Origin of the sequence: Sphaerotilus sp., assembly GCF_034519685.1 — a bacterium.
Lineage (GTDB): Bacteria > Pseudomonadota > Gammaproteobacteria > Burkholderiales > Burkholderiaceae_C > Sphaerotilus.
Window position 1 is genome coordinate 784,225 of the sequence record NZ_JAXHOF010000006.1, and the last position, 21,614, is coordinate 805,838.

The window sequence follows — 21,614 nt, forward strand, 5'->3', positions numbered from 1 at the left end:
GCGTCCTTCTCGACGCGGCGTGCCCAGGGCTTTGCGGGTGTCAATACCGGGGGGCTGAATACGTACCGAAAGGGAAGGCTATCGGGGCCTCCCGAGTTCGACACTTTGCCGCCCTCCGACCCAGCCCAACCCCATACGAATCAAGGACTTGGCATGGTTTGCTGCAGAGTTTTGTAGTCTAAACCCATGAATGTGATGTAGTTTTCTTATTTCCCGATCCCGGACTACACTCCGGCCATGTTCATCAAGGTCACCCGCGCCAAGGGCCACAGCTACGCCCAGCTCGTCGAGTCCTTTCGCGACGAACACGGCCAACCCCGCCAGCGCAACGTCATGACGCTCGGCCGCGTCGACGAGAACGGCGGCCAGGTCGACCGGCTGCTGCAGTCGCTGCTGAAGGTGCGCGGCCTGGCCGGGCGCGATACCTCGGCCCCCGAGGTGCGCTTCGACTCCGCCCTGGCCCTGGGTGACGTGTGGGCGCTCGACCAGCTCTGGCGCGAGATCGGCTTCGACGCGCTGGCCGGCGTGTTCCGGCGCGCCCGCTACACCACCCCCATCGAACAGGCCATCCGCATGATGGTGTTCAACCGGCTGTGTGATGCCGACTCCAAGCTCGGGGTACTGCGCTGGGCACAGACGGTGAGCTTGCCCGGGGTGGACGCTTCCAGATTCAACCATCAGCATCTGCTGCGCGCCATGGATGCGCTGATGGACCACCAGGGTGAGGTCGATGCCTGCGTGGCGCACCTGTTGCGTCCGCTCATCGACGAGACGCTGTCGGTGGTGTTATACGACCTGACCACCATCCGTGCGGCCGGCCTGAGCGAACAGCCTGACGATGTGCGCCAGCACGGCATGAGCAAGGAAGGCGTGATCGCGCGACAGTTCCTGCTGGGCGTGGTGCAGACGGCCGACGGCCTGCCGATCCACCACGAGGTGTTCGACGGCAATGCCAGCGAGGCGCAGACGCTGCTGCCGGTGCTGGAGCGGCTGCTGGGGCGGTTCCCGCACATCCGCCGTCTGGTGCTGGTGGCGGACCGGGGGCTGCTGTCGCTGGACAACCTCGACGCGCTGGAAGCGCTGGAGCTGCCGGCCGGACCCGATGGACCGCGCACGCTGGAGTACATCCTGGCGGTGCCGGGGCGGCGCTACGGCGAGTTCGAGTCGGTGCTGCAGGACTTCCAGGCCAAGGTGACCGCGCAGGCTCGGCAAGCGCAGGTGCTGCGCGATGCGGGGCAGCCTGCCACGGCGGACGAGACGGTGGACGAGGCCCGCTGGCTGGGGCGCCGTCTGGTGGTGGCGCACCAGCCCGAGCGGGCGGCCGAGCAGTCGGCCAAGCGCACGGCGCGCATCGCCGAGCTGCTCGCGCGGGCGCAGGCACTCGCCGACAAGCTCACAGCGCAGGACGATGGCCAGCGCAGCCGTGGCCGGGCGCTGTCGGACTCGGGTGCCAAGGCGCGCTTCTTCCACGAGGTGGCCGACGCGCATCTCGCGCGCATCATCAGGGTCGACCTGAAGTCCGAGCTGTTCCGCTACGAGATCGACGCGCAGGCGCTCGCGCGCGCCGAATTGATGGACGGCAAGTTGCTGCTGGTGACCAACGTGGCCGACTTGAAGCCTGCCGAGGTGGTGCAGCGCTACAAGGCGCTGGCCGACATCGAGCGGGGCTTCCGGGTGCTCAAGAGCGAGATCGAGATCGCGCCGGTCTACCACCGGCTGCCCGAGCGCATCCGGGCGCACGCCAGCCTCTGCTTCATGGCGCTGATCCTGTACCGGCTCATGCGCCAGCGGCTCAAGGCCGCCGGGCATGCCGCCTCGCCGGAAACCGCCCTGGCGCGGCTGCGGCGCATTCAGCGCCAGACCGTCTGCATCAACGACAGCGCGCCCATCAGCGGCGTGTCCACCATCAACGACGAACAGGCCACGCTGCTGGCCGCATTGAGGCTCAAGAAACCACCCGGCGATACCCAGTTGAACCTCCTGTAGTGGCAATTCGCGAGGGCAGCCTATGCGAATCAAGCACTTACAGCGGTTGGTGTCGAACTCGGGGGGCCTGCACGTCTACTTCAAGAACAAGAGCAATTTCTATTTCCCGTGGGAGCTGCAGATCTGGGACATCCAGGACATTGCCAGCAACATCCAGAACCACGAGAAATTCAAGCGCGGTTTTTCCCTGTAGGCCGCGCCCACGCCCGCCCATGCCCATCCCCATCCCTCGGCGTTCGAGCACCGGAGCGGGTGCGGGTCGTGGCCGTCGGACTGCCGCTTCAGGTCTTGTGCCGCCTCATGTAGACCAGCGAGTGGATCTTCGGCTCGCCCGGTAAGCCGGGGCATCAGGCCCAACTCCTACAATCCCGCCATGCACGCCCCCCTCCAAAACGACACCTTCCTGCGCGCCCTGCGCCGCCAGCCCACCGACCACACCCCCGTCTGGCTGATGCGCCAGGCGGGTCGCTACCTGCCGGAGTACCGCGCCACGCGCGCCCAGGCCGGCAGCTTCATGGGGCTGGCGACCAACGTGGACTACGCCACCGAGGTCACGCTGCAGCCGCTGGAGCGCTACCCGCTCGACGCCGCGATCCTGTTCTCGGACATCCTCACCGTGCCGGACGCGATGGGGCTGGGCCTGAGCTTCGCGCTGGGCGAGGGGCCGAAGTTCGCCAAGGTGGTGCGGGATGAGGCGGCGGTGGCCGAACTCGCCGTGCCGGACATGGCCAAGCTGCAATACGTGTTCGACGCCGTGACCTCGATCCGCAAGGCGCTGAACGGGCGTGTGCCGCTGATCGGCTTTTCGGGCAGTCCGTGGACGCTGGCCTGCTACATGGTCGAAGGCGGCGGCAGCGACGACTACCGCCTCGTCAAGTCGCTGATGTACCGCCGCCCGGACCTGATGCACCGCATCCTGGCCATCAACGCCGATTCGGTCGCTGCCTACCTGAACGCGCAGATCGAGGCCGGTGCACAGGCCGTGATGGTCTTCGACAGCTGGGGCGGCGTGCTGGCCGATGGCGCGTTCCAGGAGTTCAGCCTGGCTTACACCCGCCGCGTGCTGGCGCAACTGAAGCGCGAACACGACGGCGTGCAGATACCGCGCATCGTCTTCACCAAGGGCGGCGGGATCTGGCTGGACGAGATCGCGGGTCTGGACACCGACGGCATCGGCCTGGACTGGACCGTCAACCTCGGTCAGGCCCGCGCGCGTGTCGGCCACCGGGTCGCGCTGCAAGGCAACCTCGATCCCAATGTCCTGTTCGGCACGCCCGAGGCCATCGAGCGCGAAGCCATGCGCGTGCTCGACAGCTTCGGCCCGCACCCTGGCCATGTCTTCAACCTCGGCCACGGCATCAGCCAGCACACGCCACCCGAGGCCGTGACGGTGCTGGTCGAGACGGTGCACCGCCACTCGCGAGCGATTCGCGCTGCCTCTTTTTGAGGCAATCCAGGGAAATGCCTTGTGTGACAAGCACTTGACAGCGCTCTGACCAGCTTTCCCCCAACGTTATCCACAGCTTCGGTGGACATTCCTGCGCCTCCTGCCGAACACCGGCTGCGCGTGCTGGTCGATCTGCCTCGGCACAGCCGGCTGGAGGCCGTGCTCGACTACCTCGCGCCCGAGCCGTGGCCGGCGGGCACGCTGGTGCGGGTGCCGCTGGGCAAGCGGGAGGTCTGCGGCATCGTCTGGGGCCTGGCCGAGGCGCCGGACCCTGCCGAAGGAGACGGCGAAACGCCGGTCCTGCGCAGCGTGGTGCAGGCGCTGACCGATCTGCCGCCGTTCAGCCACGGCTGGCTGCGGCTGGTGGCGTTTGCCGCTGCCTATTACCAGCGCAGTCCGGGTGAGGTCGCCTTGAGCGCCTTGCCGCCCGACCTGCGGGATCTGGAGGCCGTGCAACTGGCCCGCCGCCTCAAGCGCCTGGACAAGGCGCTGGCCGCGGCGACCAAGGCCGCTGCGCAGGCGGTCGCGCCCGAACGCCCTGCGCTGTCACCCGAGCAGCAGACGGTGCTCGACACGCTGGCCAGCGTGCCGCAGGGGCCTTCGCCGCCCAGCCTGCTGTTCGGCGCCACCGGGAGCGGCAAGACCGAGGTCTATCTGCGCGAGGCCGAGCGGGTGCTCGCCGCCGGACGGCAGGCGCTGGTGCTGGTGCCCGAGATCAACCTGACACCGCAGCTCGAAGCCCGCTTCGCCGCGCGTTTCCCGGACCGCTGCATCGTCTCGCTGCACAGCGGGCTGACGCCGGCACAGCGCCTGCAGCACTGGCTGTCGGCGCACCTGGGCCGGGCCGATCTGGTGCTGGGTACGCGCATGGCGGTGTTCGCGTCGATGCCGCGGCTCGGGCTGATCGTGGTCGACGAGGAGCATGACCCGTCCTACAAGCAGCAGGAGGGTGCGCGTTACTCGGCCCGCGATCTGGCGGTCTGGCGCGGGCGCCATGAGCAGGTGCCGGTGCTGCTGGGCTCGGCCACGCCGTCGCTGGAGAGCTGGTACAACGCCGGCCCGGCCGAGGCGGGCGGCGGGCGCTACCGCCGGCTGGTGATGCCGAGCCGCATTGGCGGTGGCGCCTTGCCGGCCGTGCGCGTGGTGGACCTGGCCCGCATCGCCGCGCAGTTCGGCAAGCAGGCCCTGCGCGCCCACCCGCTGGCACCGCCGCTGCTGGACGCGCTGCGCGAGCGGCTCGGCCGCGGCGAGCAGAGCCTGGTGCTGTTGAACCGCCGTGGCTACGCGCCGGTGCTGCACTGCACGAGCTGCGGCTGGAAGAGCGCCTGCCCGCACTGCAGCGCCTGGCGCGTCTTCCACAAGCTCGACCGCACATTGCGCTGCCACCACTGCGGCATCACCGAGCGTGTGCCACGCGCCTGCCCGGACTGCGGCGATCCGGACATCCAGCCCATGGGCCGCGGCACCGAGCGGCTGGAGGAGCAGCTCGCCGACCTGCTGCCCGGCGCCCGCATTGGCCGCATCGACGCCGACAGCACCCGTGCCAAGGGCAGTCTGGCCGAGCAGCTCGCCAGCGTGCATGCGGGCGAGGTCGATGTGCTGGTCGGCACGCAGATGGTCGCCAAGGGCCACGACTTCCGCCGCATGACGCTGGTGGCAGCGGTACAGGCGGACGCGGCCCTGTTCTCCAGCGACTTCCGCGCGCCGGAGCGGCTGTTCTCGCTGCTGATGCAGGCGGGCGGGCGGGCCGGGCGGGACGCCGCCCTGGCCGGGCGCAGCGAGGTGTGGATCCAGACCTGGCACCCCGAGCATGCGCTCTACGCCGCGTTGCGCCGGCACGACTACGAGGCCTTCGCCGCGTCGCAGCTGGCGGAGCGCGAGTCGGCGGGGATGCCGCCGTTTTCCTTCCAGGCATTGCTGCGCGCCGATGCCCGCACGCCCGAGGTGGCGCTGGCCTTTCTGGAGGCGGCAGCCTTGCGGGCGCAGGATCTGCCGGGTGCGTCCGAGGTGCTGATCTACCCGCCTGTGCCGGCGCCGATCCACCGCATTGCCGACGTCGAGCGGGCGCAGATGCTGGTAGAGGCGTCTGGGCGGGTCGCGCTGCAGCGCTTGTTGGCGCAATGGCTGCCGGGCTTGCGGGCGCAGGCTTCAGAATCGACTACACGGGTGCTTCGGTGGGCATTGGACGTCGATCCGCTCTCAATTTAGAACAAATGATATCCATCCCCCTGGTTCGGCTGTCACGTTTTGTTGCTGCGGGGTTTCCGCCAGCCCTGTTTTTGTTCACGATTGCTGTAAAACCCGGCGTCTGTCGAAACGGTCCCGGGTTGCTGGTTCACAGAAGTGGACACAAGCGTTGAAATCGTGGATGGGGCGTCGCAATAGGGGAGGGTTGAGCGTGGCAGTTCTGAAGTGGGAAGTTCAATTGCGGCATCTGGCCGAGCTGACGGATCTGGATCGGCAGGCCTGGGCGGGGCTGGAGGCCCGATCGGCAGAGCCGAACGCGTTCATGTCGCCGCATTTTGTGCTGCCGGCCTTGACGCATCTGGCGGGGGGCACACCACCGGTGCTGCTGTGGATCGAACGTGCTGCGGGCGGGTTGAAGGAGCTGGTCGGTGTGGGCGTGTTCCACCAGAGCCTGGGCACGCGGGCCTTCCCCTGGCCCCACCTGACGGCCTACCAGTGCGAGCACAGCTACCTGGGCGGGCTGCTGGTGGACGATGCATCCGTGCGTCCGGTCCTGGAGGCCATCCAGACCTTCCTGTCGCGGCACCGCTGTGTGTGGAAGGGGCTGGAAATGCCCAAGGTGCACACCGCCGGGCCGCTCGCCGAAGCGGTCGCGGCCCTGTCAGACCAGCGTGGTCAGCCGGCGCAACTGCTGGGGGCACAGGAGCGGGCGATGCTGACACTGGAGGGTTGCGGCGAGGCGCTGCTGCGCGACCAGCTTGGCAAGAAGCTCAACGAGGTCAACCGCTGCATGCGCCGGCTGGAAGAGCTGGGCAAGGTCAGCTGGCACTGCCTGCGCGAGGGCATCCCGGAGCAGTCGATCGAGGACTTCCTGCGCCTGGAGCACATGGGCTGGAAGGGCGAGTCCGGCACCTCGTTGCGCTCGACGAAGGCGGGCGAGGCGTTCTTCCGCGAGATGGTGGCGCGGTTCGATGCGGACGGGCACCGGGCGCTGTTCACCGAACTGCGTCTCGATGGTCAGGCGGTGGCCTCGACCTGCAATTTCGTGTCCGGCACGATGGGGTTCGCGTTCAAGGTGGGCTGGGATCCGGAACACCGCAAGCTCGGCCCGGGCATGCTCAATGAAGTCGAGTTCATCCGCAAGGCCCGCGAGGTCTGCTCCGACCTGACAACCTTCGACAGTGGCGCCTCGGCCGACTCGTTCATCAACCGGCTCTGGCCCGGGCGGCGCGACCTCGGGTTGCTGCTGATGCCCTCCAGCCGGATGGCGTCCCTTGCCTTGACGGCGGCGCAGCGCCTGCGAGAATCCCGCCAGGCCCGCCGGCCAAACCAGACAATTGACGCAATAATCACCGAAGTCAAAGCCTGATTCCGCTGCCAGAGAGGCAGCCGGTCACTCCGTTGCGACCGCACCGGTCCACCGTCCCTGCCTTCTTGCATGCACAACAACAACCCTGCGGCAGCGGCTTGTCCCCCTGCCATTGTGCTGGCCTGCGCTGGCGCACCCGAAGGCGATCTGAACGTCATGCGCTCGCTGGGCGAGCAGGGTGTCCCCGTGATCGTGGTCAGTGAATACGCGGATCCGCCTTCGCGTCATTCGCGTCACTGCCTCGAATTCATCCAGATACCCGACTTCGCCCGCCATCCGCAGGCGCTGCTGTCGGTGCTGTCCGATCTGGCCCGCCGCCATGGTGGGCCGCTGCCGGTGTTTCCGTCTGCCGATCCCGACCTGGAGGCGCTGAACCAGATGCGTGACGCAGCGCTGCCACATGTGCGCTGGACCATGGCCGAGCCGGCGTTGGTGGCTGCGCTGATGGACAAGCGGGCCTTCAGCGCGCTGGCAAACCGCTGCCATCTGCCGATTCCGCGCACCTTCACGCCGACGACGCTGGACGAGGTCGAGCACATCGCCGACCTGCTCGACTATCCCGCCATCGCCAAGCCTGCGCTGCCGACCGCCTGGCGGCATCCGGAACTGCCACGCGAGATCCGCACGGCCAAGGCCATCGTGCTCCAGTCGAGCGCGGAATTGCGGGAGGTCTGCCGCACCGTGGCGCCCCGCGGGCTTTCGCTGATCCTGCAGGAATACGTGCCCGGCGACGACAGCGCCCACTACGACGTGCATGCCTACATCGACCGGCAAGGCGTGGCCCGCGCCACCTTCTGTGGCCGCAAGTGGCGCATCCATCCGCCCCACGTCGGCAGTGGCTGCTATGTCGAGGCCCTGCACGAGCCGGCGCTGGAGGCGCTGGCGGTCGACATCCTGCAGCGCCTGGACTACCGCGGCATCGCCAACCTGAACTTCAAGCGCCACAGCGTCACCGGCGAGTTCAAGCTGCTGGAGATCAATGCCCGGGTGAGCCAGTGGACGATCCTCACCACGCGCGCCGGCGTCAACCTGCCGTGGATCGCCTACCGGGACGTCTGCGGGCTGGCGCAGCAGCCCCCCGCCGCGCGCCGCACGGGACTCTGGTATGTCAGCGGCAAGAACGACTTCCGTGCTGTCCGCTCCTATGTGCGCGAGGGCGTCTGGACCTGGGGCACCTACCTGCGCTCGCTGCTGAAGCGGCCGATGGTCTTCCAGGTGCTGAGCCTGCGCGATCCTGGCCCGGCCCTGCGCCTGACCGGGCAGTGGATTGCGGAGAAAATGCGGCTGCGGTCGCCGTCCTGAGCGCCCGGCAACCAGGAGTCGAGATGTCCGCTGTCCACCCTCCGCAGGCCACGACCCTGCAACTGGCCGTGGTGGGCGCTGGTCCGGTCGGGCTGGCGCTGGCCTTGTCGGCTGCGCGGCGCCTGCCGGCCGCGCGGGTCTGTGTCTACGACCGGCTGCCCGTGTCCCACGATGTCAGTGGCGATCCCCGCACGCTGGCCTTGTCACAGGGCAGTGTGCTGGCGCTGCAGCGGCTGGGCGTCTGGGCCGCGATGGCCGAGCGGGCCGAGCCGATCCAGGCTGTGCATGTCTCGCAGCAGCAACCCGGCTTGCTCGACCTGTTCGGCCGTGCACCGGCGCCGGAGCTGGTGATCCGGGCCCAGGACGAGGGCGTCGCACAGCTCGGCGCCGTGATTCCCTACGGCGCACTGGCCGCACCGATGCGGTCGGCCTGGCTGGCGGCCTGTGCCCGGGAGCCGCAGCGCCTGTCCGTGCGCTGGGGCAGCCCGGTGAGTGGGGTGCGCACGGTGCCGGGTGGCGTCGAGATCGACGTGGGCGATGGCGCAGACGGCGCGCTGGTGGAGCCGCACCATCTGGCCGTGATCGCCGAGGGGGGCGTGTTCGCCGAACAGGCGCGCAAGGCGGTGGCCCGCGACTATGGCCAGACCGCCTGGGTCGGCACGGTCGGGCTGGAGGGTGGCGAGGAGGGCGTCGCCTATGAGCGCTTCACCCCGCACGGGCCGGTGGCGCTGCTGCCGCTGTCCGGCACTACGCGGGCGGACGATGGCCGTACCCTGCAACGGCGCGCGGCGCTGGTCTGGTGCGTCGACCAGCGCGACGATCCGGTGGCGGAGCTGAGCGACGTCCAGCGGCTGGCCGTGCTGACCCATCTGCTGCCGCCGCATGTGGGCCGGCTGCGCTCGATCAGCCCGCTCAAGCACTTCGCGCTCGGCCTCAACGCCGAACGCACGCTGGTGCAAGGCCGCACGGTGCGCATCGGCAATGCCGCCCAGACTCTGCATCCGGTGGCCGGCCAGGGCCTGAACCTGGGCCTGCGCGATGCCCATGAACTGGTGTCCCGGCTGGCCCGCAGCGCCGATGTCGACCGGGCATTGCGCCAGGTCGAATGGCAGCGTGCGCCCGACCGCTGGGCCATGATCGGGGCCACCGACTTCCTGGCGCGCAGCTTCACCTGGCCGTGGCCAGGGCTGAGCACGCTGCGCGGTGCCGGGCTGGCCGCACTCGGGCAGGTGGGACCACTGAAGTCCTTGCTGGCGCGCCGGATGATGTTCGGCGGGCGCTGACCGGTCTGCGAAAGATGACCGTGCGGATTGCGCGTGCGGTCTGGCAGCCCCCCTGTTGACGGGGAGTGGCCGACGCCCGGGGGGCGTCTTGATCCGCTAAAAACGTGGCTGAGTTCCCTGTATCTTCAGCCAACGCCTTTCAGAGCGGATACCGCCCCACCACCATGCACGCTGCCACCCCTGCTTCATCGCGCCGCCCTGCGGTCGTTCTCGCCTGCCTCGGCGCCCAAGGGGCTGATCTGAACCTGGTGCGTTCGCTGGGCGAGCAGGGCGTTCCGGTGATCGTCATCGGGGAATACGAGTTCCCGCCCTCGGGGTATTCGCGCCACTGCGTCGAATACATCTGTGCCCGCAATTTCACCCGCCGTCCCGAACAGCTGCTGCGCGTGCTGCGCGAACTGCGTGTGCGGCACGGGCAGGCCCTGCCGGTCTTCCCCACGGCCGACACCGACCTGCGTGCCCTGGTCGCGCTGCACGCAGATCTGGTGGGCACGGCCCTGTGGGTGTCGGCCTCGCCCGACACTGTCCAGCGCATGATGGACAAGCGGCGCTTCGCCGCCATGGCCCAGGCCCTGCGCCTGCCGGTGCCGCTCACCTATGCCCCGGGCACGCTGCAGGAGGTCGAGGCGCTCAGCCGCGTGGTGGATTTTCCGGTGGTGCTCAAGCCGGCGCACCCGACGGCCTGGAAGCGTCCCGGCCTGGATCCTGCGATCGCCCGCGCCAAGGCGCTGGTGATCGATGCGCCGGATGAGCTGATGCGGGTGTGCTGCCGCATCGCGCCGCATGGACTGGATGTGGTGGTGCAGGACTACGTGCCGGGCAACGATGACCTGCACTACAGCGTGCACGCCTGGATTGCCCGCAGCGGCGCGATCGAGCGTGTGGCGACGACCCGCAAGTGGCGCACCTATCCGGTCCAGGTCGGCACGGGCTGTCTGGTCGAGACGGTGTCGATGCCCGATCTGGAGGCCGAGGCCACCGACATCCTTGGCAAGCTGCGGCTGCGCGGCATGGTGGTGATGAACTTCAAGCGCGATGCCCGGACCGGACAGTTCATGCTGCTGGAGGTCAACCCGCGGCTGAGCTGCAACAGCCTGCTGCTGACCCGTGCCGGCTTCAACCTGCCGTGGCTGGTCTACCAGGAAATCTGCGGACGCCCCGCGTTGAGCGCCGACACTGCCAAGGCCGCGGCCCCGGCGCCGGTGACGTGGCGGGTCGGCGTGCGCTACCTGAGCGCCAAGGCCGACTTCCTCGCCTTCCGCGCCCAGGCCCGCGAAGGCCGGATGGGCTGGGGCGAATACCTGCGCTCGGTGCTGCGGCCCGGCATGGTGTACCGGGCATTGGACCTGAGCGACATGGGCCCGCCGGTGCAGATGGCCGCCGACTGGTTTGCGCTCAAGTGCAAGGGCAGCGGACGCTGGGTGCGCAGCCGGCTGGGGATGACCACCATCTGACGCCTGCTGGCGCGCTGGCTCCGGGCCTGCTCAGAGCCGACGGTGTTCCAGCGCCGGCAGCTGCTGGCGCACGCGGGCCAGCTGCGCCGCCTCCAGATCGGCCAGCACCACGCCTTCGCCCTCGTCCTGCTCGGCGAGGACCGTGCCCCAGGGGTCGATCACCATCGAGTGTCCCCAGGTCCGTCGGCCGTTTTCATGCCGTCCGCCCTGGGCGCTGGCGATGACGTAACACTGGTTCTCCACCGCCCGTGCCCGCAGCAGCAGCGCCCAGTGGGCCTGTCCCGTGGGCCAGGTGAAGGCGGCCGGCACGACCAGCACGCTGCACGGCGGCGCCATCAGCCGCCGGTACAGCTCCGGAAACCGCAGGTCGTAGCAGACGGACAGCCCCACGCGGTGCACCGCGCCACTGCGGGCGACCGCGTCGAAGGCCACGGGCGTGTCGCCGGGTCGCAAGGTGGCGGCTTCGTCGTAGCGCCGCTCGCCGTCGTCGTAGCGGAACAGGTGGATCTTGTCGTAGCGGGCGGCCAGCGTGCCGTCCGGTGCGTAGACCAGCGTGCTGTTGGTGGCATGGTCGGGGTCGTCAGTCAGCGCCATGGGCAGCGTGCCGCCGACCAGCCACAGCCCGTGTGTGCGTGCCATCGCGGACAAGGCGGTCTGGATCGGTCCCTGTCCGGGGGCTTCCGCCACGGCGAGCTTGTCCCGGTCCTGCCAGCCCATCAGGCAGAAATACTCGGGCAGCACGACCAGCTCCGCGCCCTGCTGGGCCGCCTGGGCGACCAGTTCCGCGGCGCGGGCGAGGTTGTCGTCGACGCGCGGCGTCGAGACCATCTGAACAGCGGCCACTTTCATGGGAGTCGGTCCTTTCGGGGTGGGAGGGCAGGTGACGCGGATGGCGTGTCGGGCGGGGCGGCGGCGATGGCCGCGTCTTCGGCCATGCGCAGGTCGGCCGCGGCGGCACTGCCGGGCAGCGGACGGGCGTCCTGCGCCCGGTCCACGGGGGTCACCAGCGGGGCATCCCAGCGGCCCGTGACCTGGAATTCGCGCGTGGCGGCCTCGGCCAGCGGGCGTTGCAGCAGCCACTGCGTCACCAGCGTGCCCAGACCGATCGCCGGGTTGATGACGGCATAGGCCAGCGAGGCTGCGCCGGCGTTGAAGTCGGGCACCACCCAGACCCGCAGGTTCTGGGTCGCCGCCGACAGGCTGGCACTGCCCTCGGCGAGCACCACCGCCTGGACGCCCCGCACGCGCAGGTTGTGCGTGCTGGCCTGGCCATGCCGGATCTGCACATCGCCGTCGATGTGGTCGAAGCTGAACCCCTTCTGGTAGAGGTCGCGGAAGTCGAGCGAGAGCCGGCGCGGCAGTGACTGCAGGTTCAGCACGCCCAGCAGGCGGCCGGCCCCGCCAGGGTCGGCCTGCAGCAGCTGGCCACTGCTGACGTCCAGCCGCAGCTGGCCGCCGAGTTGCGCCATGGCCAGCGCTGCGGGCGGCCCGGGCCAGCGGAGCTGCCCGCTGATCTGGCCACGTCCGCCGCGCAGCGTGCCCGCCCAGCCCAGCTGGTCCAGCCACTGTCCGCCATCGTCCATCTCCAGCCGGAAGCTCAGGCGACTCGATCCGGATCCGGCACCGCTGGCGGTGCTGGCCATCTCCTCCCGCTCGGCGGGATCCCAGCGACCAGACGCGCTGAGCCGGGCCTCGGGCCGTGTCAGCGAGAGCTGCTGGAGCTGCCAGGCGCCGGCGGTGCCGGGCGTTCGGTGGCCCGCGTCATCGTCCGGTATGCCCTGCAGCACGAGCCGGCCGAGGTGCCGCCCGCGGACGACGAGGTCGTCGACGACGAGGTCGAGCGCGGGCATCGGCTCGGCGGGGGCGGTGCCCGCCGTCGGCAGGTCGCGGCCCACCGCAGCGAGCGGATCGGTCGGCCAGGGCAGCGCCAGGCGGCTCAGGCGTGCCTGTGTCGCAGCCGGGGCCAGCGCCGAGGCGGGTCTCAGCATCACCCGCCCGGCGAGCTGCTCGGCCTCGATGTCGCCGCTCCAGGTCGCGGGACTCCCGGTCGGCTGGAGACGGGCCGTGACCTGGCTCAGGCGACGGCCATGCAGGGTGAGGTCCGCCACCTGCAGGCGCACCTGGCGCACCACGGCGGCCAGACCGTCGCCTGCCGTGCCCGCAGCGCTCTCAGCGCCGTGGCCGGTGGTCGGCAGATGGCCCGCCCGCGCGGCCTGCTGCAGCCAGTCCTGCCAGTCGTCCAGCGACAGCCGCGGCAGCCCGATGCTGACGCCGAGTCCCTGCGCCGGCCACGGCTGGCCATCGGATGCACCGACTTGCACATGACCGCCCCGCAGCGTGTCCTCGTGCGCACCGTCGAGCAGGAGTCGGGCGTGCAGCCGCGGTGCGTCCGGTGTGCCGGCGTCGATCTGCAGCAGGGTGGCTGCCGCAGGCGTCTGCGGTTCGAGGCGCACCCGCAGCGGTTCGGCTTGTGCCGCCGGTTTGCCCAGCGGTGCGGGCAGGTGGCTGGCCAGGCCGACGAGGTCGCTGTCGACCTGCACCGTCGGCCCCTCGGCCGCCAGGGTGAGCTGGAGCCGGTAGTCCGTCTCGCCCTCGAAGGCGTGCGCCAGCCGGGCCAGGGGCTCGACCGTGTCGAGCGCGCGCAGACCCTGGGCGGTCGCACGGCCTTGGCCGGAGAAGCGCAGGTGGCCGCGGTCGTCCAGGTGCCCCTCGAACATGAGCGGCCCACCGGCGGCCTGCGCCTGGCCCCGGGACAGCCGGAAGCTGTGCTCGGTGAAGTCCAGCCGCGCCTGCAGCTGCTCCAGCGCGGGCGTGTCCGGGCGCATCTGCAGCCGTGTGTCCGCCAGCTCGACATGGCCTTGCACGGTGGTGTTCTCGGCCTGTTGGAGAGGAATGGCCAGTTGCAGGGCCAACTGGCTGCGTCCGTCGCCCTTGGCTGGCGTGAATGCATGGCCCAGCCAGCCGTCGATGGGGCTGGCGCGCAGGAATTCCAGCACATCGGCGGTCGAGCCCCGCCCCTGGCCGCGCAGGCGCAGCACCGGGGTGTCGGCCAGGTGGTCGATTCCGCCTTCGATGTTGTCGAGCGAAACGCTGCCGCTGCCCGTCTCGCCGAGCCGGGCGCGGACCTGCATCAGCCGCAGCTGCTGGCCATCGATGACCAGCTGGCCGGAGCCGTCGGTGTAGCGTGGCCAGCGGCTGCCCGGCACGGCGTCGAGCGTGAGCTGCTCGAACCGCCCGCCGATGGCAAATTCGCCTTGCCCGGGTGCGGTGAAAGGAAAATCGAGCACAGAGCCGCGCACCCGGGCGTGCACCGTGTGTGCCGACCCCGCCCGGACGGCCTCGCGCACATAGTCGCGCACCGACGCATGGATGCCCAGCGGCAGGTAGCGGTGGATGCGGTCGGCGCGGATCTGGTGGACGGTGGCGTCCAGGTCCAGCTCGCCGGGCAGCCAGCCCTTGCGGCCGAAGGTGGGGCCACCGGGCGGGCCGCTGCGCCAGTGGCCAGAGAACTCGCCGTCTCCATCGGCGGTGGCGAAGACCGCACGGCGCACCTCCACGTCGATGGCCGGCCGTGCACCGGGCGCCGCCTTGGGGGCTTGCCGCAGCTGCCAGCGCACATCGGCCTTGAACTGGTCGAGTGCGACCTGCGGTTGCTCGAACACGCCCGGAAACTCCAGCTCGCCCCGCAGGATGCGCAGATCCGCCTGTCCGCCGCGTTCGGTGGCGTCGAAGCGCACCCGGCCGCCCCGCAGACCCGGGCGGCCGGGTGTCGCGGTCGAGGTGAGGGCGGCGGTGGCGGGTGCGGCGACCAGGCTCAGCGCATCGGCGTCGCCGCGGGCGCGCCAGTGTTCGGGGCGCTCCACGTCGCCGCTCCACTCGTAGGCGAGCTGGCGCACCTGGCCGCGGGGCTGCGTGGCCTCCAGCAGGCGCCGCATCGGCCCGGCCAGCGGAACGTGGGCGGCCGACTGCGCCAGCAGTCCCAGGTCGACCAGCGAGGCCTTGAAGGCGCCACCGGTCCAGGCGCCGGGTTCGCCGCGCAGCATCAGCTCCAGGTCGGTGGCGGGCCACAGGCTGGGGTCCGGTGCTGCGGAGGTCACGGTGGCGCCGGGCGGGGGCTGGGACTGGAAGGAGAGCCGACGGGCTTTCACGGTGCTGCCCTCGCGGCCGTGGCGCACCTCCAGCTGGCCCGCGATGCGCCGCAATGCGACCGGAGGCAATCCCTTGGCCACGCGCAAGGTGACCGCCTCCAGCTGCAGGTCGGCGGTCGCGCCGGTCAGGCGGCCCTGTGCCACATCGATGCGGGTGGCCAGACGCCCGCGGCCCTCCAGCAGGTCGAAGGGCAGGTCGACATGCCGGCGCAGGCGGCTCACGTCCACCAGCGGCCACTCGGCCTGCGCGGTGCCGGCCCACTGGCGCCAGTCGCCGGGATGCTGCAGCCCGGACATCGACAGCAGCGTCCGCAGCGGACGGGCCATTTCCGCGCTGGCGAAGAAGCGGCTGCCCCAGCCTGGCGGGGGCGTGGCGCTCAGGCGCAGCACATGCCGACCCAGCGGATTGCGCAGGTCCAGGTCGACGTCGGTCAGCACCAGCGGCTCGGTGCCGCGCTGTTCGTCCTGCCAGGACAGGCTGGACTGGCGCAGCCGGATCTCCGACTGGCTGAAGAGCCAGTCGGCCACGCGCCCGTCCTCGTCGGCTGCGTCGCTGCGGTCCAGCGCCAGTCCTGCGAGAAAGATCTGTCCGCGGGGATCACGGCGCAGGGCGAGGTGCAGCGTGTCCAGCTCCAGCCGCTGCACATGGGGCAGCCAGCGGGTGGGTGAGCGTGGCCACAGCGATCCGGGGGTGAACACGGCCTCGACCTTGGCCAGCCGCAAGGCTTCCTGCCCGCGCGCATCGACGATGCGCAGGTCGCGCAGCGTCACCACCGGCGCCCAGATGCCCCCGCTGGCCTGCAGTGTCCCCAGCCGGACATCGACCCCGAGCGAGCGGCTCGCCCATGCTTGCAGCTCAGGTTTCCAGCGCTCCAGGTGCGGCAATATCCCCCAATGGAGGATCATCCACGCCGCCAGCGTCAGTGTGGCCAGGGCCGTCGTGCTCCAGAATGCGACGCGCGCCACCGCACCGCCGGCACGCCGGCACCAGTGCAGCAGATCGGATGACCAGGAAACCACAGGCATGAATGCAGCCGAACCAGGCGCCGGCGAATTGAACACAGCGAAGCTAGCACAGACCGGAATGAATCCCATGCAGACCACATCCGACAAGGGGGCCATCGCCGCTGCCGCCATCGCTGCCGACCACAGCCGCTATGTGCAGCGGATACGCCGGGTGCGTGGTGCCGATCTGGCGATGCTGGCCGAGGGACCGCCCGACCGTGCTTCCATGCAGGCCACGCTCGACGCCTGGCTGGCGCGGGGCCGCAGCCTGGCCTCGGCACTGCGCCTGACGCGGCAGCTCGTGATGGAGCGGCTGGTGGTGCTCGATGTCGAGCAGCAGGCCGATGTCGAGGTGGTCACCCGCGCGATGACCGAGCTGGCCGAGGTGACGCTCGAAGCCGCGCTGGCCGCCGCCCGCGCCGAGCAGGATGCGCTGCACGGCGCTCCGTACACCGCCGAGGGCCAGCCGATCGACTTCTGGATCATCGGCATGGGCAAGCTGGGCTCGCGCGAGCTGAACGTGTCCTCCGACATCGACCTCGTCTATGTCTACGAGGAGGACGGCCAGACCGTCGGCAATGCCAGCGGCGCGAGGGCCTTGTCCGCACACGAGTATTTTTCGCAGGTGGCGCGCTCGCTGCGGGCGCTGATCGGCGACGTGACCGAGGACGGCTTCGTCTTCCGCGTCGACCTGGCACTGCGGCCCAACGGCAACTCCGGCCCGCCCGTGGTGAGCCTGGCGATGCTGGAGGAGTATTTCCTGGTGCAGGGCCGCGAGTGGGAGCGCTTCGCCTGGCTGAAGAGCCGGGTCGTGGCGCCACGGGCCTCCGTGACTTCCGGGCGGGCCAAGGCATTGCGCGATGTGGTGACGCCCTTCGTGTACCGGCGCTACCTCGACTACGGTGTCTTCGAGGGCCTGCGCCAGCTGCACCAGAAGGTGCGCGACGAGGCCAACCGCCGCGCCGCCGGCCGCCCGGAGCGGGCCAACGACGTGAAGCTGTCGCGCGGTGGCATCCGCGAGATCGAGTTCATCGTGCAGCTGCTGCAGGTCGTGCGCGGCGGGCAGTTCCCCGAGATCCGCACCCGCCCGACCCTCAAGGCCCTGCAGCGGCTGGCCGGGGTCGGCCTGATCCCGCAGGACACGGCGGACAAGCTGGCGGCGGCCTACACCTTCCTGCGCCGGGTCGAGCACCGCATCCAGTACCTCGACGACCAGCAGACCCACCTGCTGCCCACGGTGGACGCCGACCTGCGCTGGATCGCCGGCTCGATGCGCATGGCGTGCACGGTCGACGCCTGCGAGCTGCTCGACGCGCTGTGCACCCACCGCGAGCTGGTGGCCACCGAGTTCGACGCGCTGCTGCACGACGGGCGCAGCGCGCCGGCGCGGACTGCGGCCGGCACCTGCAGCCGCTGCAATGGCAAGCCGCCCACGCTGGAGCAGTTGCCCCAGGTCGAGGGCCTGTCTGCCCCGCTGGCCGAGCGGCTGCGGCTGCTGGTGGCCTCGCCGCGGGTGAACCTGCTGCGCGACGAGGGGCGGGCGCGGCTGGTGCGGCTGCTGATGCGCGCGCGCCGACTGACCCAGGACGAACCCGAGATCGGCGAGACCGGGCTGTTGCGCTTCGTGGACTGGCTGGAGCCGCTGCTGCGCCGCGACAGCTACCTGGCTTTGCTGGCCGAACGTGGCGAGGTGCTGGGCCGGCTGCTGCACCTGCTGGGGCTGGCGCGCTGGCCGATGCGCTACCTGATGCAGCATCCGGGCGTGATCGACGAGCTGGCGGATGCCCGCCTGATGCACGAGCGCTTCGACGCCGTCGCCTATGCCCGCGATCTGGAGGAGCGCCACCAGGCCTGGATCCGCTCCGGCGAGGCGGATGAGGGTGAACTGCTCGACACGCTGCGCCGCGCCCACCAGTCCGAGACCTTCCGCACCCTGGTGCGCGACGTCGAGGCGGAGATCACCGTCGAGCAGGTGGCGGACGACCTCTCCGCGCTGGCCGACGCCACGCTGGAGCGCACGCTGCACTGGGCCTGGCGCCACCTGCGCACGCGCCACCGCGAAGAGCCGCGTTTCGCGGTCATCGCCTACGGCAAGCTCGGCGGCAAGGAGCTGGGCTATGGCAGCGACCTGGACATCGTCTTCCTCTACGACGACGAGGACGAGCGCGCTGGCGAGGTCTACGCTGCCTTTGCGCGCAAGCTCATCACCTGGCTGTCGCTGCGCACCGCAGCGGGTGCGCTCTACGAGATCGACACCGCGCTGCGTCCGAACGGCAACTCGGGGCTGCTGGTGACCTCGATCGCCGCCTTCGAGCGCTACCAGCAGGGGCGTGGCAGCAACACCGCGTGGACCTGGGAGCACCAGGCCATCACCCGCGCCCGCTGGTGCGCCGGTGCGCCCGCGCTGGCCGAGCGCTTCGAGGCGACGCGCCGTGCCGTGCTGACTGCGCCGCGCGATCTGGAGGCGCTCAAGCGCGAGATCGCCACCATGCGCGAGCGGGTGCGTGATGCCCATCCGGTGCGGCCGACCCGCTTCGACGTCAAGCACAGCCGCGGCGGGATGATGGACGCGGAGTTCGCCGTGCAGTGGCTGGTGCTGGCGCACAGCGCCGCGCATCCGGCATTGCAGGACAACGCCGGCAACATCGCGCTGCTGCAGCGTGCCGAGCAGGCCGGCCTGTTGCCCGCCGGGGTGGGGTTCGCCGCCGCCGATGCCTACCGCGAGCAGCGCCGCGTGCAGCACCGGGCGCGGCTGGACGAGGCCCCCACGCAGCTGGAGATGGCCGAGCTGGGGCCGATGAAGGCGCACCGCGAGGCCGTGCTGGCGCTGTGGCGCGCCGTGTTCGGCTGATGCTGCGCCGCCACCACGCCTGGCTGGGTGTGGGGCTGCTGCTGCTGCTGCCGAGCCTGCTGATCGCGCAGCAGCCCGGGCTGGCGCGCATGGCGCTGAGCTGGGTGCCGTCTCTGGCCTGGCACGAGCCCTGGCGCTGGTGGAGCGCCGCCTGGGTCCACCTGAGCACGCTGCACCTGCTCACCAATCTGGCCGGCGGTGTGCTGGTGATGCTGCTGGGCTGGGTGGCCCGGTTGCCGCGCGAGGCCGCCTGGGCCTGGGCGCTGGCGTGGCCGCTGACGCACCTGGGCCTGCTGGTGGCGCCGGATCTGCTCCGCTACGGCGGGCTGTCCGGCGTGCTGCATGCCGGGGTGGCGGTGGCGGCGGTGGCGCTGGTGCGCGACGCCGCGTTGCGGCGCGAGCGGGTGCTGGGCGCGCTGCTGCTGGCGGGGCTGTGCGCGAAGGTGCTGGGCGAGCGGGCCTGGGCGCACACGCTGCTCACGCCGCCCGGCTGGGACATCGCGGTCGCCCCGCTGGCGCATGCCAGCGGCACTGTCTGCGGCGCAGTGGCCGCGCTGGCGCTGGTCCGGGTCAGATCTCGACCTTGGAGCCCAGCTCCACCACCCGGTTCGTCGGCAGGTTGAGGAAGTCGGCCGCCGCCGCCGCGTTGCGGTGCATGTTGGCGAACAGCTTCTCGCGCCACAGCGACATGCCATCGCCGATGGTGGGCATCACGATGTCGCGCGACAGGAAATAGCTGGTGTCCATCTCGTCGAGCGGCACGCCACGCCCGGCGAGCAGCTGCAGCGCCTGCGGCACATCGGGTTCGTTCTTGAACCCGAAGTTCAGCGTGATCTGCCAGCAGTCGTGGCCGAGCGACTCCATGCTGATGCGCTGCTCGAAACCGACCCACGGGATGTCGTGGTGGCGCACGGTGACGAACAGGTTGTGCGCGTGCAGCACCTTGTTGTGCTTGAGGTTGTGCATCAGCGCATTGGGCGTCAGGCCCTCTTCGGCCGACAGGAACACCGCCGTGCCCGCCACGCGCACCGGCGGGTTCACGAAGATGGCGTCGAGGAAGGAGGGCAGGTCGATGGCCTCGTCGCGCCGCCGCTCGCTCATCATCGCGCGGCCCTGTTTCCAGGTCAGCATCAGCGTGAACATCGCGATGCCGATCACCAGCGGGAACCAGCCACCACCGAACAGCTTGAGCATGTTCGACGCGAAGAAGGCGATGTCGATCACGAAGAAGAAGCCGGTCGACAGCAGGCACAGCCACAGCGGGTATTTCCAGCCGTGGCGGATGACGTAGAAGGTCATGACCGTGGTGATCGTCATGTCCAGCGTCACGGCGATGCCGTAGGCCGAGGCCAGGTTGGTGGAGGACTTGAACAGCGCCACTGCCAGCACGATGAAGGCGTACAGCCCCCAGTTGACGAAGGGCACGTAGATCTGCCCGAGGTCGCGCACGGAGGTGTGGATGATGCGCATGCGGGGCAGCAGGCCGAGCTGCACTGCCTGGCGCGTGACCGAGAAGGCGGCGGTGATCAGCGCCTGCGAGGCGATCACCGTGGCGGCCGTGGCCAGGAACACCAGCGGCAGCGCGGCCCACTTCGGCGCCATCAGGAAGAAGGGGTTCTCGATCGCTTCCGGGTTGTCCAGCAGCATCGCGCCCTGGCCGAAGTAGTTGACGACCAGCGCCGGCATCACGAAACCGTACCAGGCGATGCGGATCGGCTTCTTGCCGAAATGGCCCATGTCGGCGTAGAGCGCCTCGCCACCGGTCACGCACAGCACGACGGCGCCCAGGCCGATGAAGGCGACCATCGGCTGCGCAGCAAAGAAGTGGAAGGCGTACACCGGGTTCAAGGCCACCAGCACGCCCGGGTTGTGGGCGATGTGCGGCAGGCCCAGCGCGACCAGCGCACCGAACCACACCAGCGTCACCGGCCCGAACGCCTTGCCGATGCCGCCGGTGCCGAAGCGCTGGACCGCGAACAGCCCGGTCAGCACCAGCAGCGTCAGCGGCAGCACGAAGCGGTGCAGGCTGGGTGCCGCGACTTCCAGGCCCTCGATGGCCGAGAGCACCGAGATGGCGGGGGTGATGACCCCGTCGCCGTAGAAGATGGCGGTCCCGAACATGCCCAGGACCATCAGCACCCGGTACAGCTCGGGCCGGTCGCGCACGGCGTGGGTGGCCAGCGCGAGCATGGCGATCAGGCCACCTTCGCCGTTGTTGTCCGCGCGCAGGATGAGCAGCACGTACTTCAGCGAGACGATGACCGTCATCGTCCAGAAGATCAGGGAGAGCACGCCGAAGATGTTGTCGGGCGTGGCCGGGACATGTCCGGCGTGGAAGACTTCCTTGAGGGCGTACAGCGGACTGGTGCCGATGTCGCCATAGACGACGCCCAGGGCGCCGAGCGTCAGGGCAGCGAGTTCGCGTGGCGTGGCGCGCTGCGGATGTGCGGAGGTCACCAGAAGGGGACGAAATCGTGAGATTCGTCGTGAGCCAAAACCGCAGATTGTGCGCCTGCAGGCCGTGAAATTGCCGCAGGCGGCGCTGAACGCAGGTGCGGGGTGTTGCCGGCGGCCCTCAGTGC

13 protein-coding genes are annotated in these 21,614 nt (G+C 70.2%); 10 read left to right on the forward strand and 3 right to left on the reverse strand.

Annotated elements, in window-relative coordinates; translation table 11 throughout:
* Positions 1-237 precede the first annotated feature (237 nt).
* The 8 genes from U5O44_RS14780 to U5O44_RS14815 all read left to right on the forward strand — a co-directional run bounded on the left by U5O44_RS14780 (position 238) and on the right by U5O44_RS14815 (position 11,028).
* Complete coding sequence (locus U5O44_RS14780; RefSeq protein ID WP_322588370.1) at positions 238-1,986, forward strand: IS1634 family transposase; 1,749 nt, start codon at positions 238-240, stop codon at positions 1,984-1,986.
* A 22-nt stretch (positions 1,987-2,008) separates the two neighbouring features.
* Positions 2,009-2,179: a hypothetical protein gene (locus U5O44_RS14785; RefSeq protein ID WP_322589211.1), complete on the forward strand. Its 171-nt coding sequence runs from the start codon at positions 2,009-2,011 to the stop codon at positions 2,177-2,179.
* Between the two features lie 180 nt (positions 2,180-2,359).
* A complete protein-coding gene (gene hemE / locus U5O44_RS14790; protein ID WP_322589212.1) occupies positions 2,360-3,433 on the forward strand; it encodes a uroporphyrinogen decarboxylase in 1,074 nt (357 codons plus the stop codon).
* Between the two features lie 81 nt (positions 3,434-3,514).
* Entirely contained in the window at positions 3,515-5,641 is a 2,127-nt protein-coding gene (locus U5O44_RS14795; protein ID WP_322589213.1) for a primosomal protein N', read from the forward strand.
* Positions 5,642-5,831: 190 nt separating this feature from the next.
* Positions 5,832-6,989 carry a GNAT family N-acetyltransferase gene (locus tag U5O44_RS14800; protein ID WP_322589214.1) on the forward strand — a complete coding sequence of 386 codons (1,158 nt, stop codon included), beginning with the start codon at positions 5,832-5,834 and terminating at the stop codon, positions 6,987-6,989.
* 69 nt (positions 6,990-7,058) lie between these two features.
* Positions 7,059-8,291, forward strand: coding sequence for a carboxylate--amine ligase (locus U5O44_RS14805; RefSeq protein WP_322589215.1), 1,233 nt, complete (start codon positions 7,059-7,061; stop codon positions 8,289-8,291).
* Between the two features lie 23 nt (positions 8,292-8,314).
* Entirely contained in the window at positions 8,315-9,574 is a 1,260-nt protein-coding gene (locus U5O44_RS14810; RefSeq protein ID WP_322589216.1) for an FAD-dependent monooxygenase, read from the forward strand.
* A gap of 164 nt (positions 9,575-9,738) precedes the next feature.
* Positions 9,739-11,028 carry a carboxylate--amine ligase gene (locus U5O44_RS14815; RefSeq protein ID WP_322589217.1) on the forward strand — a complete coding sequence of 430 codons (1,290 nt, stop codon included), beginning with the start codon at positions 9,739-9,741 and terminating at the stop codon, positions 11,026-11,028.
* 30 nt (positions 11,029-11,058) lie between these two features.
* Here U5O44_RS14815 and U5O44_RS14820 read toward each other — a convergent pair whose 3' ends face one another.
* Positions 11,059-11,877, reverse strand: coding sequence for a carbon-nitrogen hydrolase family protein (locus U5O44_RS14820; RefSeq protein ID WP_322589218.1), 819 nt, complete (start codon positions 11,875-11,877; stop codon positions 11,059-11,061).
* Positions 11,874-16,202 (reverse strand): YhdP family protein, encoded by a 4,329-nt coding sequence (locus tag U5O44_RS14825; protein ID WP_322589219.1) that lies wholly within the window; start codon positions 16,200-16,202, stop codon positions 11,874-11,876. Before U5O44_RS14825 ends, U5O44_RS14820 begins: the two co-directional genes overlap by 4 nt.
* 67 nt (positions 16,203-16,269) lie before the next feature.
* Here U5O44_RS14825 and glnE point away from each other — a divergent pair, with 67 nt between their 5' ends.
* Both glnE and rrtA read left to right on the forward strand, forming a co-directional pair.
* Positions 16,270-19,032 (forward strand): bifunctional [glutamate--ammonia ligase]-adenylyl-L-tyrosine phosphorylase/[glutamate--ammonia-ligase] adenylyltransferase, encoded by a 2,763-nt coding sequence (glnE, locus tag U5O44_RS14830; protein WP_416222183.1) that lies wholly within the window; start codon positions 16,270-16,272, stop codon positions 19,030-19,032.
* Complete coding sequence (rrtA, locus tag U5O44_RS14835) at positions 19,011-19,655, forward strand: rhombosortase (protein WP_322589221.1); 645 nt, start codon at positions 19,011-19,013, stop codon at positions 19,653-19,655. The genes glnE and rrtA overlap by 22 nt, the downstream gene beginning before the upstream one ends.
* On the opposite strand, the gene U5O44_RS14840 is transcribed toward rrtA, so the two are convergent.
* The gene (locus U5O44_RS14840) at positions 19,603-21,489 is read right to left on the reverse strand and encodes a potassium transporter Kup (RefSeq protein WP_322589222.1); all 1,887 of its coding nucleotides are present in this window, start codon (positions 21,487-21,489) and stop codon (positions 19,603-19,605) included. The genes rrtA and U5O44_RS14840 overlap by 53 nt on opposite strands.
* Between the last annotated feature and the right edge of the window lie 125 nt (positions 21,490-21,614).

Coding starts and splice junctions, on each gene's coding strand:
- U5O44_RS14820 (WP_322589218.1), bottom strand. CDS start 11,877: ATGAAAGTGGCCGCTGTTCAGATGGTCTCGACGCCGCGCGTCGACGAC.
- U5O44_RS14815 (WP_322589217.1), top strand. CDS start 9,739: ATGCACGCTGCCACCCCTGCTTCATCGCGCCGCCCTGCGGTCGTTCTC.
- U5O44_RS14805 (WP_322589215.1), top strand. CDS start 7,059: ATGCACAACAACAACCCTGCGGCAGCGGCTTGTCCCCCTGCCATTGTG.
- hemE (WP_322589212.1), top strand. CDS start 2,360: ATGCACGCCCCCCTCCAAAACGACACCTTCCTGCGCGCCCTGCGCCGC.
- U5O44_RS14785 (WP_322589211.1), top strand. CDS start 2,009: ATGCGAATCAAGCACTTACAGCGGTTGGTGTCGAACTCGGGGGGCCTG.
- U5O44_RS14810 (WP_322589216.1), top strand. CDS start 8,315: ATGTCCGCTGTCCACCCTCCGCAGGCCACGACCCTGCAACTGGCCGTG.
- glnE (WP_416222183.1), top strand. CDS start 16,270: ATGCAGACCACATCCGACAAGGGGGCCATCGCCGCTGCCGCCATCGCT.
- U5O44_RS14780 (WP_322588370.1), top strand. CDS start 238: ATGTTCATCAAGGTCACCCGCGCCAAGGGCCACAGCTACGCCCAGCTC.
- U5O44_RS14825 (WP_322589219.1), bottom strand. CDS start 16,202: ATGCCTGTGGTTTCCTGGTCATCCGATCTGCTGCACTGGTGCCGGCGT.